This window comes from Curtobacterium sp. B8 (genome assembly GCF_000333315.1).
In the GTDB taxonomy this organism is placed as follows: Bacteria; Actinomycetota; Actinomycetes; order Actinomycetales; family Microbacteriaceae; genus Curtobacterium; species Curtobacterium luteum.
In genome coordinates, this window is the sequence record NZ_BACW01000018.1 from 1 (window position 1) to 15126 (window position 15126).

General features: G+C 72.4%; 12 protein-coding genes and 1 pseudogene. 6 read left to right on the forward strand and 7 right to left on the reverse strand.

Annotated elements, in window-relative coordinates:
* On the forward strand, positions 1-676 hold a 676-nt coding region (locus I59_RS00275), incomplete at its 5' end, for a YihY/virulence factor BrkB family protein (protein ID WP_042726322.1).
* 122 nt (positions 677-798) lie between these two features.
* Positions 799-1497, forward strand: a complete 699-nt coding sequence (locus I59_RS00280) for an SDR family oxidoreductase (protein ID WP_031272275.1) — start codon at positions 799-801, stop codon at positions 1495-1497.
* A gap of 3 nt (positions 1498-1500) precedes the next feature.
* Here the strand turns inward: I59_RS00280 and I59_RS00285 are convergent, their stop codons facing one another.
* A complete protein-coding gene (locus tag I59_RS00285) occupies positions 1501-3078 on the reverse strand; it encodes an ABC-F family ATP-binding cassette domain-containing protein (RefSeq protein WP_022902153.1) in 1578 nt (525 codons plus the stop codon).
* A 306-nt stretch (positions 3079-3384) separates the two neighbouring features.
* On the opposite strand from I59_RS00285, the gene I59_RS00290 reads away from it, so the two are divergent.
* The gene (locus tag I59_RS00290; RefSeq protein WP_022902154.1) at positions 3385-3801 is read left to right on the forward strand and encodes a DUF3151 domain-containing protein; all 417 of its coding nucleotides are present in this window, start codon (positions 3385-3387) and stop codon (positions 3799-3801) included.
* A 197-nt stretch (positions 3802-3998) separates the two neighbouring features.
* Here the strand turns inward: I59_RS00290 and I59_RS00295 are convergent, their stop codons facing one another.
* The 4 genes and pseudogenes from I59_RS00295 to I59_RS00310 all read right to left on the reverse strand — a co-directional run bounded on the left by I59_RS00295 (position 3999) and on the right by I59_RS00310 (position 10535).
* On the reverse strand, positions 3999-7049 hold the full coding sequence (locus I59_RS00295) for a glycoside hydrolase family 2 TIM barrel-domain containing protein (RefSeq protein WP_022902155.1): 3051 nt from the start codon (positions 7047-7049) through the stop codon (positions 3999-4001).
* Complete coding sequence (locus I59_RS00300) at positions 7046-7981, reverse strand: carbohydrate ABC transporter permease (RefSeq protein ID WP_022902156.1); 936 nt, start codon at positions 7979-7981, stop codon at positions 7046-7048. The genes I59_RS00295 and I59_RS00300 overlap by 4 nt, the downstream gene beginning before the upstream one ends.
* 251 nt (positions 7982-8232) lie before the next feature.
* Positions 8233-9174: pseudogene (locus I59_RS00305) on the reverse strand (carbohydrate ABC transporter permease); the annotation flags it as partial.
* Positions 9171-10535, reverse strand: a complete 1365-nt coding sequence (locus I59_RS00310; RefSeq protein WP_022902158.1) for an extracellular solute-binding protein — start codon at positions 10533-10535, stop codon at positions 9171-9173. The gene I59_RS00310 and the pseudogene I59_RS00305, both read right to left, overlap by 4 nt.
* A gap of 229 nt (positions 10536-10764) precedes the next feature.
* Between I59_RS00310 and I59_RS00315 the strand changes: the two genes are divergently transcribed.
* Positions 10765-11922 (forward strand): hypothetical protein, encoded by a 1158-nt coding sequence (locus I59_RS00315; RefSeq protein ID WP_022902159.1) that lies wholly within the window; start codon positions 10765-10767, stop codon positions 11920-11922.
* 154 nt (positions 11923-12076) lie between these two features.
* On the opposite strand, the gene I59_RS00320 is transcribed toward I59_RS00315, so the two are convergent.
* On the reverse strand, positions 12077-13273 hold the full coding sequence (locus tag I59_RS00320; protein WP_022902160.1) for an MFS transporter: 1197 nt from the start codon (positions 13271-13273) through the stop codon (positions 12077-12079).
* Between the two features lie 67 nt (positions 13274-13340).
* On the opposite strand from I59_RS00320, the gene I59_RS00325 reads away from it, so the two are divergent.
* On the forward strand, positions 13341-14057 hold the full coding sequence (locus tag I59_RS00325) for a GntR family transcriptional regulator (RefSeq protein WP_229727989.1): 717 nt from the start codon (positions 13341-13343) through the stop codon (positions 14055-14057).
* Between the two features lie 72 nt (positions 14058-14129).
* Here I59_RS00325 and I59_RS22455 read toward each other — a convergent pair whose 3' ends face one another.
* Positions 14130-14282: a hypothetical protein gene (locus I59_RS22455; RefSeq protein ID WP_022902162.1), complete on the reverse strand. Its 153-nt coding sequence runs from the start codon at positions 14280-14282 to the stop codon at positions 14130-14132.
* A gap of 224 nt (positions 14283-14506) precedes the next feature.
* Between I59_RS22455 and I59_RS00335 the strand changes: the two genes are divergently transcribed.
* A partial coding sequence (locus I59_RS00335) for a LacI family DNA-binding transcriptional regulator (RefSeq protein WP_022902163.1) occupies positions 14507-15126 on the forward strand: 620 nt, incomplete at its 3' end.

Consider the following 15126-nt stretch of genomic DNA (forward strand, 5'->3'; position numbering starts at 1 on the left):
TCTCGGTGCGCTCTGGTCGGCGTCCGGCTACGTCGGCGCGTTCGGCCGGGCGATGAACCGCATCTACAACGTCCGCGAGGGCCGGCCGATCTGGAAGCTCCGCCCGACGATGCTCGGCGTGACGCTGTTCACGGTCGTGCTGCTCGTGCTCGGTCTGGTCGTCCTCGTCAGCGGCCCGCTCGCGAAGACGATCGGCGACGTCATCGGCCTCGGCGACGTCGCCGCGACGGTGCTGCTCATCGTGCAGTGGCCGATCCTGCTCGTCATCGCCGTGATCGTGGTCGCCGTCCTCTACTACTGGGCGCCGAACGTCGAGCAGCCGAAGTTCCGCTGGGTGAGCGGTGGTTCGATCGTCGCGATCCTCATCTGGGTGATCGCGAGCGTCGGCTTCGGGTTCTACGTCGGGAACTTCTCGAACTACAACGCGACGTACGGCTCGCTCGGTGGTGTGATCGTCTTCCTGCTCTGGATCTGGATCACGAACAACGCCCTGCTGTTCGGAGCGGAGTTCGACGCCGAGCTCGAGCGCGGCCGTGAGCTGCAGGCCGGCATCCGCGCCGAGGAGGACATCCAGCTCCCCGAGCGCGACACCCGGCAGATCGAGAAGCAGGACGAGCAGCGCGCGAAGGACGTCCTCGAGGGCATCAGGATCCGGCAGGGCGCCGAGCGCGACTGAGCGGGTCCGCGGCGCACCCGCAACGGGTCGCCTCCGCCTCGTGTCCGGCGGCGACTGCCGTCGCACGACCGGCCGGGAGGCACGGTGCGGCCCCGCCACGTCGCATCCGTAGGCTGGTGCGCATGACCGACACCGCGCCTCCCGTCAGCCTGCCCACCGCCCTCGTGACGGGCGCGACCCGCGGGATCGGCCGGGCGATCGCCCTCGACCTCGGGCGGACGCACCACGTGTTCGTCGGCGGCCGCAGCGCCGAGGCCGTCGACGCGCTTGTGGCCGAGCTGCCGCACGCGTCGCCGTTCGTGGGCGACCTCGGCGCGGGGGACGCCCCCGCCCTGCCGGAGCGTCTCGACGTGCTCGTGCACAACGCCGGCGTCGAGGAGGGCACCACCGTCGCCGACACCGAGCGCGCCGTGTGGGAGCGGGTCTTCGCGACGAACGTGTTCGCCGTCGCCGAGCTCACCCGCCGAGCCCTCCCGGCCCTCCGCGCAGCCCGGGGCATCGTCGTGCCGATCAACAGCGGCTCCGGCTTCCACTCGGGCCCCGGCGGCGGGGTGTACGCGGCGTCGAAGTTCGCCCTCCGCGCGTTCGCCGACGCTCTCCGCGAGGAGGAGCGGGCGAACGGCGTCCGGGTGTCGAGCGTGCACCCGGGCCGGACCGACTCGGACATGCAGCGCGCCCTCACCGAGAAGCTCGGCGAGGACTACGACACCGCCTACTACCTCGCCCCGGAGGACGTCGCCGCCGCGGTCCGCACCGTCGTCGACCTGCCGGAGCGTGGCACGGTGGAGTCGCTCGCGATCCGTCCGACGAAGCGGCACTGACCGTCAGGACAGCTCGACCCTGGTCGTGAGGTCGAGCCGGTCGAGGAACGTCTCGTCGTGGCTCACCACCACGAGCGCGCCCCGGTACGCCCGGAGTGCGTCCACGAGCTGGTCGACGCTCGTCAGGTCGAGGTCGTTCGTCGGCTCGTCGAGCACCAGGAGCTGCGGCGGCGGGTCCGCGAGGACGAGCGCCGCCAACGCGACCCGGAACCGCTCGCCGCCGGACAGGTCGCCCGCCAGCCGCTCGACGGCGTCGCCGCGGACGAGGAACCGGGCCAGCCGGTTCTTCACCTCCGCGTCCGTCGCCGCCGGCGCACCCCGCCGGACGTTGTCGAACACCGTGGCCGCGTCGTCGAGCGAGTCCTTCCGCTGCGGCAGGTAGCCGATCCGGTCGACGTGCGCGGCCGCCCGCGTGTCGGGCAACGGGTGCTCGCGCGCCGCCGGCAGACCGACGAGCTGTTCGAGCAGGGTCGTCTTGCCGACCCCGTTGTCGCCCGTGACCGCGACCCGTTCCGGCCCCTGCACGACGGTGTCCCGCCCGCGGACGGTCACGGTGGCGATCGACCGCGACGCCGGGACGTCCGGGTCCGGGAGCACGACCGTGATCGACTCGTCCACCCGGACCCGGGCTGCGGCCTCGTGCTTCGCCGTCAGCGCCGCGGCCTCGTCCCCGGCGTACCCGGTGCGCAGTCGACCGGCGGTCTGCTCGGCGTGCTTCCGTCGTTCGTCAGACCACCCCTTCGGCATGTTCTCGGCCGACTTCCGCCCGGCGCGTGCCCGCCGGGCGATCTTCGTCTCGGCCTCGATGCGCTGCCGCTGCTCGGTCCGGTGCCGCTGCTCGGCCACCCGGACCTCACGGAGGGCCGCTGCCTGCTGCACGGCGAGGCGCTCCTCGTACGCGCTGAACGTGCCCCCGAACACCGTCAGCGCCCCGGTCCGGAGTTCGCACGTCTCGTCGACGTGCTCGAGGAGCTCTCGGTCGTGGCTGACCAGCACGAGCGTTCCCGACCAGCCGTCGACCATGTCGAGCAGCACCCCGCGCGCCCGTCGGTCGAGGTTGTTCGTCGGTTCGTCGAGGAACGCGATCGGCGCTCGGCGCATCCGGATCCCGGCGACTGCGACGAGCACGGCCTGCCCACCGGACAGCGTCGACACGGGGCGGTCCAAGTCGGCGCCGTCGAGCCCGAGACCGATGCCGGACAGTGCCGCGGCCGCCTGCTCCTCCACGTCCCAGTCGTCACCGATGGCGTCGAAGTGCGCCGGCGACGCATCACCGCCGAGGACCGCCCGGAGTGCGGTGACCGTCGGACGGATGCCGAGCAGGTCGGTGACGGTGTCGCCGGGCCGCGCCGCGAGGCGCTGCGGCAGCAGGTCGACGGGACCCGACGTCGTGATCGTGCCCGAGGTGGGGTGGAGCTGCCCCGTGACGAGCCGGACGAGCGTGGACTTGCCCGCCCCGTTCCTCCCGACCAGGGCGGTTCGACCGCGGCCGAAGGCGGCGGTGCAGTGGTCGAGCGCGACGGTGCCGTCGGGCCAGGTGAAGCCGAGGTCGTTCAGGACGACGGACGGACTGATGGGCATGCGGGTGCCTCCCCGGTTGTCGGTGCTGGGCGCACGACACCGGAGCCACCGCCGTGCCGTCGGGCACGGGCGGTGGAGCGCCCAACGGGGGCGCGCGATCACGGTGTCAGCGCGTGGGCTGAGCGGAACCGGTGATCGACAGCAACTCGTCTGCTTCCGTCGGGGGACCTCCGTGGCCGTCACCCGTGTCGGCGGCCGGTCGTCCCGCACCGCGACCCCGAGGTGACGACGGGGTGGAGCCCCACGGTAGCCCGGCCGTGCGCGGCACGCAAGGCCTGCCGATCCGGGCGTGACAGGCTTGGGGGCATGCCGGAGAACCTGCTGCCGAACCCCACCACCCCCGAGACCCTGCTGCCCGACGAGCCGGAGGTGACCTCGGCGCTCGCCGCCGACACCCCGGTGGCGAGCGTCGTCGTGTCGCACCCGGCGTCGAGCCTGGCGTGGGCACTGCTCGCCGACGAGGCCTGGGAGCGTGGCGCGACGCTCGAGTCGTACGCCTACGCCCGGGTCGGCTACCACCGCGGTCTCGACGCGCTGCGGAGGGCCGGCTGGCGCGGTGCCGGGCCGGTCCCGTGGTCGCACGAGCCGAACCGGGGTGTGCTCCGTGCCCTGTTCGCCCTGCGGCGCGCGGCAGCGGCGATCGGTGAGGAGGGCGAGCCCGAGCGGCTGACGGCGTTCCTCGAGCAGAGCGACCCGGAGGCGCTGCGCGCGCTCGAGGCGTAGCGCGCGGCGGGCGCCGCGCGGCCCGCGCCGCCGCGCGGCCCGCGGCGCCTCGCGGCCCGCGCCGCCGCGCGCCTCGCGGCGCCCGCGGTGCGAGTCGCCAGCGCACAACCAAAGTCACCCCGAACCACGCTTCCGCCTGGTTCGGGGTGACTTTGGTTGTGCGAACGCCCCCCGCGCGGCCCGCCCGCGGACGCGCCCTACGCCAGCACCACGCTCCACGAGAACGCCTGCGGCCACAGCTGGTGCTCCGGCAGCACGTCGAGCCCGCACGCCCGCGACCCCAGCCCGTGCTGCGCCGCGTCGAGGTACAGGTACGTGTGGTCCGGCATCGGCAGCTCGTACGGGTGCCCGGCCCGCCCGACCTGCTGCGCCGTCCACGGGGTGAGCGTGAACCCAGCCCGGTGCGTCCCGACCGTCGACACGGTGAGGTCGCCCACCGAGAGCGACCGCAGCCCCGGCCGGTGCCCGGTCTCTTGCGGCATCGAGTAGTCGACCGTCAGCGACCTCGCCGGCGCCGTGAAGCGGCCGACCCGAGCCGCGTGGGACGAGTCCGCGTACGACTCCGCCGGCCCCGTCCCGAACCACGTGACGTCCTCCTCGAGGAGCGACACCGGCAGGTCGAACCGCACCCCGATCCGCGGCCAGGTGACGTCCCACGCACCGAACGGCACGGCGTCGGTCTGCAGCTGCAACCCGGCGTCCGTCAGCGTCCAGCGGTGCGTGACGTCGACGCCCCACCCGCTGTTCGCCGCCGCGACCCGGACCCGCTGCTCCAGGCCCGACGGCGTGCGCGACACCGACACGAGCCGGTGCGTCAGCCGGTCGAGCCCGCGTTCCCGCCACCGGACCGCCGACGCGGGGGCGTCCGGGTCCCCGACGCCGTGCGTGAGCACCGGGTCCGCCGTCTCGTACCCGCCCTGTGACGCCAGGCTGTCGTTGTCCGTCGGCGCGCGCCAGAGCTCGAGCCGCGGCCCGGCCACCTCGTGGCCCTTGAAGGACGACAGGTCGCCGCGCGCCGTGAACGTCGCGTCCCCGAGGCGGTCGCCGTCCCAGGTCTGCCGGGAGGCCCGCGGTGCGTCCGCCGGTCGGCTCGCCACGAGCCGCTGGGTGCGTGCAACGACGTGGCCGGTGTCCGCCCAGGCCGTCGGTCCGGCGAGTTCCGCGGTCACGTCGAACCACAGCTCCTCGCCCGGTGCGAGGGTGTCCCGCTCCGCCCCGGCCCGGAGCACCTCGTCCGGCACCGGCACCGTGGCCGAGGCCCGCGCGGCGATGATCCCGGGGGCGAACCGGCCGGACGCCTCGACGACACCGTTCCGCGACAGCGTCCAGCAGAACCGCAAGCCAGCGGTCGAAGCGGAGTGGTAGCGGTTCTCGACGAGCAGCGTGGTGTCCGATGACGACAGACGGATCGGTGCCACGACGGCCGCGAACTCCGCGAGCCCCGGGGTCGGGGTGTCGTCCGGCAGCACGAGCCCGTCCATCACGAAGTTGCCGTCGTGGACGACCTCGCCGAAGTCGCCGCCGTAGCCGTGGTAGGGGGTGCCGTCGGCCGTGTGGGTGAGCAGTCCGTGGTCGCGCCACTCCCACACGAACCCGCCGTGCAGCCGCGGGTACGTGTCCACGAGGGCCTCGTACTCGGCGATCTGCCCCGGACCGTTGCCCATCGCGTGCACGTACTCGCAGTGGATGAACGGCTTCGACCGCTGCCGAGCGGCCTCGGCCGGACCGCACTCGAGCAGGGGCGTGGGCGTCCCGCCGCCGATCGACTCGGTCTCCTGCAGCGTCGGGTACATCCGCGAGTACACGTCGGTGTACTCGCCCGTGTAGTCGCCCTCGTAGTGCACCGGACGCTCGTCGTCGCGGTCGTGCACCCACTGCGACATCGCCGCGAGGTTCCGCCCGGTGCCGGACTCGTTGCCGAGCGACCACATCACGATCGAGGGGTGGTTCTTGTCCCGCTCGACCGTCCGCGCGATCCGGTCCAGGTAGGCGTCGCGCCAGGCCGGGTCGTCCGAGGGGTTGCCCACCCACCCGGTGAAGATGAAGCCGTGGGTCTCGAGGTCGCACTCCAGGATCACCCAGAAGCCGAGCTCGTCCGCGAGGTCGAGCACGCGCGGGTGCGGCGGGTAGTGCGAGGTCCGGATCGCGTTCACGTTGTTGCGCTTCATGAGCGCCATGTCCGCGCGGGCGTGCTCCTCGTCGAAGACCCGACCCCGCACGGGGTGGGTCTCGTGGCGGTTGACGCCGTGGAACACCACGCGCTCACCGTTCACGAGGAACCGGTCGCCGTCGATCCGCACGGAGCGGAAGCCCAGCCGCAGCGAGACTGTCTCACCGCCGGCTCGGCCGCCCGCAGCGGTACCGGTCGACAGGGTCGCGTCGTACAGCTGCGGCAGCTCGGCGCTCCACGGCTCGACGCCCTCGACGGTGATGGGAGCGACGTCGGACGCGGACGCCCACGTGACGTCGATGCCCAGCGACGGGACGGAGAACCGCACCGGGAACGTCGCGTCGATCGTCGGCACGGAGATCGTCCCCGTGCCGGTCGACGGCCGGCCCGACGCAGCGGTTCCCGCGGTCGCGGCCGACCCGAGCACGGGCTCCCAACCAGCGCGGACGAACACGTCGTCGATCGGTGCCGAGGGACGCGCGAGCAGGGTGACGTCGCGGAAGATGCCCGGCAGCCACCACTGGTCCTGGTCCTCCAGGTAGGACGCGCCCGACCACTGGTGCACGCGCACGAGCAGCTCGTTCGACCCCGGCCGCAGCAGGGCGGTGACGTCGAACTCGGTCACGAGCCGCGAACCGGTGCTCCAGCCGACGAGCGTGCCGTTCAGCCACACCCGGAAGTGCGACTCGACCCCGTCGAACCGGAGCACCACACGTGCTGCGGCATCGAAGGACCCCGGGAGCGAGAACGTGCGCCGGTGGTCGCCGGTGGGGTTCTCCTCCGGCGGGTTCGGCGGGTCGATGGGGAACGGGTACTGGAGGTTCGTGTAGCTCGGTGCCCCGTGCCCGTGGAGCACCCAGTGCGACGGCACGGGGAGTGACCCCCACTCGTCGTCGGCGCCGGGGAGCGGGACGTCCGCGACCGGTGCCCAGCGGAAGTCCCACTCGCCGTCCAGCGACAGCGAGGGGGCGTCCGTGTGCAACCACGCGCGGGGCGCGAGACGCGAGTCGGAACCGGGGGTGGTGGACGCCAGGTCGGCGAGTGCCGAGTCGGCGGATGGTCGTGCAGTGACGGTCAACCCTTGACCGATCCTTCCGTGAGGCCCCCGCGCCAGAAGCGCTGCAGGACGATGATCGCGATCACGAGCGGGATGACCGAGACGAGCACTCCGCCGGTGGTGAGCTGGTAGAACTCTGGCAGACGATCGACCTGTGCCCGCCAGTTGTTGAGTCCCAGTGTGATCGGGTACAGCTTCTGGTCTGCCAGCATGATCAGCGGCAGGAAGAAGTTGTTCCAGATCCCGACCACCTGGAACAGGAAGACCGTCACCAGCGCCGGGGTCATCTGGCGCAGCACGATCGTGTGGAAGATCCGGAGTTCCCCGGCCCCGTCGATGCGCGCCTGCTCGAGCAACGCCGTGTCGACCGACGCCGCCGCGTACACCCGGCAGAGGAACAGTCCGAACGGGGAGACGAGGCTCGGGATGAGCACGCTCCAGTAGGTGTCGGTCAGGCCGAGCGTCGAGAACAGCAGGAACAGCGGCAGTGCCGTGGCGGTCCCCGGGACGAGCACGCCGCCGAGGATCGTGCCGAACACGAGCTGCCGGCCGCGGAACTCGTACTTCGCGAGCGCGTACCCGCCGGCGGCGGCGAAGTAGGTTGCGAGCACGGCCCCGACGCCGGAGTACAGGATGCTGTTCGCGATCCAGCGGACGAAGATGCCGCCGTCGTACGAGAACACCTGCTGGATGTTGCTGAACAGCGCGAACTCGCCGCCGAACCAGAACCCGTTCGTCGAGAACAGCGCGCCGGTGGTCTTCGTCGCCGCGATGACCACCCAGTACAGCGGCACCAGGAAGTAGATCGCGACGAGGACGAGGATGCCCGTCACCACGATCTGCGACTTCCCGGAGCGGTCGAGCTTGCGCCGCTCGTGCGCGGTGATGGCTGTGGTGTCGACGGGCTCCGCCGCCTGCCGGGTGACCGGTGCCTGGATCGTCTCGCCGCTCATGCTTCCGCACCCTTCTGGTCGGTCTGGGCCCCCGTCGCCCGGTTCCGGGGCACCGCGGAGCTTGCGGAGCGGTGTTCCGGCCGTGGCGATGGGGAGAGGCGCGGCGCGGCTCCGGTGGTCGTGCTGCGGTTCGCGGCGCCGGTGGCAGGTCGCGACCCGGTGGCGGACGTGTCACGCGTCTGGAGCGCACGCCGCGCCTCCAGGCCGTCGCGCTTCGCGCGCTTCTTCTGGTCCCGCTCGCTCTTCGGCGGGCGGTTCGTCAACGCGAGGAACGCGAACGACAGGACGAACGCGGCCAGCGCGATGATCACGGCCTGGGCCGACGCGACGCCGTACTCGTTGAAGGCGAACGCGTTGGTGTACGCGGCGTAGTTCGGCGTGTACTCGGTGTCGATCGCGGGCGCCACCGTGGACAGGATCTGCGGCTCCGCGAAGAGCTGCAGCGTGCCGATGATCGAGAACACCGTCGTGAGCACGAGGGCCGGCGCGATGAGCGGGATCTGGATGCGCCACGCGACCTGGAACGCGTTCGCGCCGTCCATCTTCGCGGCCTCGTAGACCTCGCCGGGGATCGACTTCAGCTGCGCCACGATGATGAGCATGTTGTAGCCCGTGTAGGTCCACGTGACGATGTTCGCGATCGACCACAGGACGCTGTTCGCGCCGAGGAAGTCCGGCTGCAGCCCGATCGACTGCAGCAGCGCCACGATCGGGGAGAGCCCCGGCACGTAGAGGAACGACCACAGGATCGTCGCGATGACACCGGGCACCCCGTACGGCATGAAGTACACGGCCCGGAAGAACGCGGGCCAGCGGGCGCTCGCCGACTCGAGGAGGAGCGCGAGGATCGTGCAGAGGACGATCATCACCGGGACCTGCACGATGCCGAACAGGAGCATGCGGCCGATCGAGGCGACGAACCCGGAGTCCTGCAGCGCGATCGCGTAGTTGTCGAACCCGGCGAACCGGCCGACGACGCCGTCCTCGCCGAAGAGGCCCTTGCGGTCGACGGTGGTGAAGCTCTGGAACAGCGCACTGATGATCGGGATGATGAAGGTCAGCACGAACAGTGCGAGGAAGGGTCCGAGCAGGATCCACGGCGCCCGCTTCTGGGCAGCCGTGGCCTTCGTGCTCGTGCGGAAGCCGGTGCGCGGCTGCGAGGCGGCCGTCGCGCGGTCCTGGGTGGCGGTCATCGTGCGGTCCTCACGCTCAGGCCCTTGTCCTTGAAGGACTGGACGATCTCCCGTTGGGCGAGCTCGACCGCGTCGGTGAGCTTCAGGCCGCCGGTCAGCTTGCGGCGGAACTGGTTCTGCAGGCTCGTGAACGCGGACTGGGTGACCGGGGACCACGACCAGTCGACGTTCTGCTCCTTCGAGGCCGGCACGAAGACCTCCTCGTTGTAGTTCTGGCCGGAGAACCACTTCGACGGTTGCTCGCGCTGCTCGCCGATGTAGTCGACCGCGGGCGACCACCCGATGCCGCAGTACTTGATCATCGCGTCGATGCCCTCCTTCGACGTGGTCATCCAGGTGATGAACTCGAGCGCCTCCGCCGGGTGCTTCGCGTTCGCCAGGACCGCCGCGGTGGAGCCGCCGATCGCGCTCGAACCGAAGCCCGTGTCGCCCCAGGTCTGCATGGGCGCGACCTTCCACTTGCCCTCGCCGCCCTGCACGGACTCAATGAGCGCATCGCCCCAGCTGGCGCTCGTGACGGCTGCGATCCGTCCGCTCGCGCACGCGGCGTACCAGCCGGGGGTGTAGGCACCGGCGGACGTGTCCACGAGCCCCTCGTCGATGCAGCCGTCGAAGAACTCGGCGACCATCATCGTCTTGTCGTCGGTCATGTCGACGACCCACTCGTCGCCGTCGATCCGGAACCACCGCGCCCCGGCCTGCTGGGCGTACGCGGCGAACGGCGAGGCATCGGCGACGGGGAACACCTCGAGGTAGTTCTGCTTGCCGGTCTTCCGGACCTTCTCGGCGAGGACCTTCCACTCGTCCCAGGTCGTGGGTGGCTCGCTGCCGGCCTGCTCGAGGATCGCCGTCTGGTAGTAGAAGCCCATCGGCCCGGTGTCCTGCGGGATGCCGTAGATGCCGTCCACGAACGACACCTGCGCCCAAGCAGCTTCGTCGTACTTCGACTCGAAGTCCTTCGCGCCGTACCGGGCGAGGTCCGTCAGGCCGTTCGCGAGCATGAACTCGGGGATCTGGCGGAGCTCGACCTGCCCGATGTCCGGGCCGCCGCCGGCCGCGAGCGCGGAGTACATCTTCTGGTACCCGCCGCTGTTGCCGCCGGGGATCCAGTTCGCGGTGACCTGGATGCGGGGGTGCTCCGCGTTCCACACGTCGCAGACCTTCTGCAGGTCCTTGAGCCACGCCCAGTACGTGAGCTGGACGGTCTCCCCGCCGGACGCGGCGGGGATGAGCGCCGCCTTGTTGACGTTCGTGGAGCCCGGCACCGCGCAGCCGGCGAGGAGTCCCGCCGCCGCCGTCCCCAGGCCGAAGCCCAGGAGTTGTCGTCTGGTGATCGGGCTCCGCCTGGTTGATGGCGTCATTGCACGGCTCCGGTTCGTCGTCGATCGGGGTCCCGCCCAGCAAAGCACAAAACCGAGCGTTGCTGTACTTTCACGCAGGTCGCTGGACGTTCCCTGGCGGATGTGGACGCGCCCCGCCCGAGGGGTGGATGGTGGGCGCACGCGGACGCCGGGGACCGTGAGAGGGTCCGATGAACCCGTCCGCCGTCGGGGCTGTCCTGCTCCGGCACGCTGAGCGGAAGGAGTTGCCATGACGTCGACCAACGCGACGAGCGAACTGCACGAGATCCTGGGACAGCGGCTGGAGGGCGGGGGCACCTGGGCGTGGGCCTACGCCGACGTCTCGGGCAACGTCGAGGACCCGCGGCGGCAGGCGGCACTCCGGCTCCGGGCAGTCGAGGAGTCCCTGCGCGCGCAGGGGGCGTCCGACGCCGTCGTCGACGCGATCGCGGCCGAGTTCGAGCAGGAGGCCGGTGCCCCGTCGCCGGTCACCCGGTACGTGCTCGTCCACGACGGCGCCGTCGTGCTGAGCGAGGTCCTCCCCGGGCACGTGCACGGAGCCGAGTCGGTCGGTGTCGGGGCCGTGCCGGACCTCGTGCCGCTCGTCGCCCACCGGCCGGTCGACCTGCCGTTCCTCGTCGTGCACGCAGGCAAGGAGGGCGGTGCGTTCCGCACCTACCGTCTCGGCCACGCACCGGTCGCGTCGGCCGAACGCCAGGTCGAGGGCCGCAACGACACGCTGCACTACGCCAAGGCCGGCACCGGGTGGAAGCAGCCGCACTGGCAGGCCCACACCGCCGAGATCTGGAAGCAGAACCAGTCCGAACTCGCGGGCGCCCTCGACGCCACGGTGCGCGAGCTCCGACCGGGCCTCGTCGTGGTGGCCGGCGACGTCACGGCCAGGGAACTCCTCGTGAAGTCGCTGTCGAACGAGACGAAGGCGCTCGTGTCCGTGTTCCCCGGTGACCCGCGGGCGGACACCGCATCGAAGCAGGCGTTCGTCGAGCACGTCGAGGTGGCGCTCGCCCGCGTCGTCGCGACCCGCCGGCACGACCTCGAGGACCTCCTGCGCACCCACGTCGGCCGCGGCGACAACCAGGCGGTGGCCGGCCTCGGGCCCGTCGTGGAGGCGCTGCAGCAGGCGCAGGGGTCCGTGGTGGCGCTCGACGCCGTGGCGATCGGTGACCGGACGCTCCTCGCGCTCGGGGCGGCGCCCTGGGTCGCGACGGCTCCGGAGCAGGCCGCGGGCGTCCCGGTGATCGGCCCGGTGCCCGCGGTCTGCGCCCTCGTGCGGGCTGCCGTGCTGACGGACGCGGAGCTCGTGCTGGTCAACGCCGCGTCGCTGCCAGGCGGTGCCGCGGCTGCGGCGCTCCTGCGCTGGCCGGTCGGGCCGGCCGTCCCCGCCTGAGGCGCGACCCACCGACGGACGGGAGGCCCGTGGCGGCCCCGCCACGGGCCTCCCGTCCGTCGCCCGGTCCCGCGCGTCCCGCGCTTCCATGGCTGCCCGGTCGGTCCGGGCACCCCCGGTGGGTCCGGGCGTCCCTGGTCGTTCCGGACGGCCCTCAGTCGTGCGAGCGGTCGCTCCGCGGCACCAGCGGCAGCGCGAGCAGCGGCAGCACCGCCACGATCGAGAACGACGCGGCGAAGCCGAGTCCCGCGACGAGTGCTCCGACCCCGGGGCCCACGGCGCTCGCCGCGATGAACTGCCCCGTGTTCTGCGCCCCCAGCGCCCGGCCCGACCAGAACGGTCCAGCGGCCTCCGCCACCGACGTGTAGGCGAGCCCGTTGTCCGCGACCGTCACGCTCGTCGCGACCACGAGGAACACCGCACCGGCCGCGAGGTGTGTGGCGTCCACGAGCGCCAGCACGCCCATCACCACGGCGGCGCTCAGGGCGACGATCCGCAGGGGGCCGACGCGGGATGCGACCCGGTCGCTCCACGCCCCGACGAGGATGCGGCCGATCGCCCCGACGAACTGCGCCCCGCCGACGAGGAGACCCGCCGCACCGGTGGGCCAGCCGAGCCCGACGAGCCACACCAGGCCGTAGGTCGACAGCGTGAACTGGGGCACCACGAGCAGCACCGACACCGCGTGGATCCGCCAGAGGAACCCGCCCGAGCGGTACGGGTTGGCCACCTGCTCCGCCGCCGCGGTCTCCCGGGAGGGCCGCGGCGGGTTCGCGATGCCGACCGCGCACAGCAGGGCCAGCACGGCGCAGAGCACGACCGGCAGCACGAGCGAGGCCCGGACGCCGGCCGTCTCCGCGAGCTGCGGGACCGTGACCGCGGCCAGCGTGACCCCGAGCGGTTGGGACATCTGCCGGATGCCCATCGCGAGGCCTCGGCGCTCCTTCGGGAACCAGCCGACGACGACCCGGCCGCTCGCCGCGTTCGTCGAGGCGCTCGTCATCCCGGCCGCGAGGAACGCCAGCCCGAGCAGCACGGTGTCACCGGCGGCGGCCCACGCGGCGGCGACCGCGAGGGTGGTGAGCACGAGTCCGCCTGCGATCACGGCTCGTTCGCCGAACCGGTCCGTGATCGCTCCCCAGGCGATGAGCGTGAGCACCATGCCGAACGTCGGCGCCGCCGCGAGCAGGCCGGCGGCCGGCAGCGGCATGCCGTGCGCGTGCAGGGACGGGATGAGGAGCGCCGGCGCGGAGACCACGAGCGTGCCGGCCGCCTGCGCGGCGACCCCGAGCGCGAGCATCGTCCACGCGCGGCGGTTCGCTGTCGGGCGTGGAGCGGTGGTCGTCGTCACGGGGTTCCCATCGGAGCAGCGATTGGTATACCAAAACGGTATACCATGCCTGCTAGGCTCTCCGACCGTGGCTGGAACGACGCAGGCGATGACGACGGACGACGCGCCGGTCTCGCAGACCGCGCAGCTCTACGACAACCTCCGGGCGGCGATCCTGACCCTCGACATCGCTCCGGGGGAGCGCATCTCGGAGCGCGGGCTCGAGGCGCGGTTCCACGCCTCGCGGACCCCGGTGCGCGCGGCGCTGTCGCGGCTCGAACGCGAAGGGCTCATCCTGCACGAGGGCCGCTCGTGGACGGTCACGCCCATCGACCTCGACGAGATCGCGTCGCTCGCCGAGCTCCGGGGCGTGCTCGAGCCCGCGGCCGCGAGGCTCGCCGTCGCCCGAGCCTCAGCCGAGCAGCTCGACGAGGTCCGGTCGCACCTCGACGACCTCCGCGCCGCACCGGACCAGCGGTCGGGCATCCGGATGGGCTCGACGTTCCACCTCGACCTCGCGGCGCTCGGCGGCAACCGCTTCATCACCGACGCCGTCGCCGACGCGCTCACCCGCCTCGAGCGCACCCGGTGGATCGAGGTCCGGACGCCCGAGGCCCGCGACGCCGCGTGGGAGGAGCACAGCGCGATCCTCGACGCGGTCCGCGCGGGCGAGGCCGACCGTGCTGCCGACCTGCTCGCAGCGCACGTCGCGGGGACCAACGATCGGCTGCTGGCGTTCATCGCGCAGGAGCGTCGTCGGCTGCGCGGTGCGGGCATGGCGATCGTCGGGCCGACCGCGCGCTGAGGCGTCGGGCCGACCGTGCGCTGCGGCGTCGGGCCGGCCGTGCGCTGCGGCGCCGCGCCGGCGGTGGCGCCGTCAGACGGTCGGTTCCTCCGACCCGTCGGGTTCGCCGAAGATCCAGGCGTTCTGGTTGCCCTGACTGTGGTCGAGCAGTCCGCTCTTGACCTCGTCGATCGCGATCGACTCCGTGATCAGGTCGCGGCTCTGACCGCGCGTGTTCTTCGACATCGTTGGCTCCTGTGTGCGTGGGCATCGGTGGTGGAGCAGGCCCCTGCCTGCTGATGCGCTTCCTCACGGGACGTACTGAGGTCGCCCAATTGTCGCGCCGATCATCCGCAGAGCGCAAGAGTCCGAGACGCCCTGTGGACAGGGCGGTCGCGGCGGCGTGCCTAGGATGGTCCGGCCGCGCCGGGCGCGGCAGCACCAGCGCGACGGCGGACGGGAGGCACGGCTTGGCTGGACAGCGCACCGCGCCTCCCACGGTCTACGACGTCGCCTCCGCGGCCGGCGTCTCGATCGCCACCGTCTCGCGGGTGCTCCGGACGCCGGACGCCGTCCGCGAGGGGACCCGTGACCGCGTGCAGGCGGCGATCCGGACGCTCGGCTACGTGCCGTCCGGGAACGCCCGCGCCCTCGCCGGCAAGCGCACCGGCGTCGTCGGACTCCTCCTGCCCGGGTTCGACGTCGTCCCGGACGAGCGCCCCGACCTCGTCACGGACGGCGGGGTCCGGGTGGTCGACGACCGACGGCACGTCACCCAGCCGTTCTCCTCGAACCTCTACTTCGACGAGGTCCTGCGCGGCGCCGAGCTCGAGGCCTGGCAGCGCGGACTGGCCCTCATGGTCGCGGCCGGGCGCGGGCCGTCGCGGGACGTCATCGTGAACGACGTCGCCGGACGCGTGGACGGCCTCGCCGTGCTCGCGCAGACGGTGCCGGACGAGCTGCTCGAGCACGTCGCCCGACGCATCCCCGTGGTGGTGCTCGCCGACGACCGACGCTCGCACGGCTTCGACTCCGTGAGTGTCGACAACGCCGCGGGCATGCGGACGGTCGTCTCCCACGTGGTGGGGCG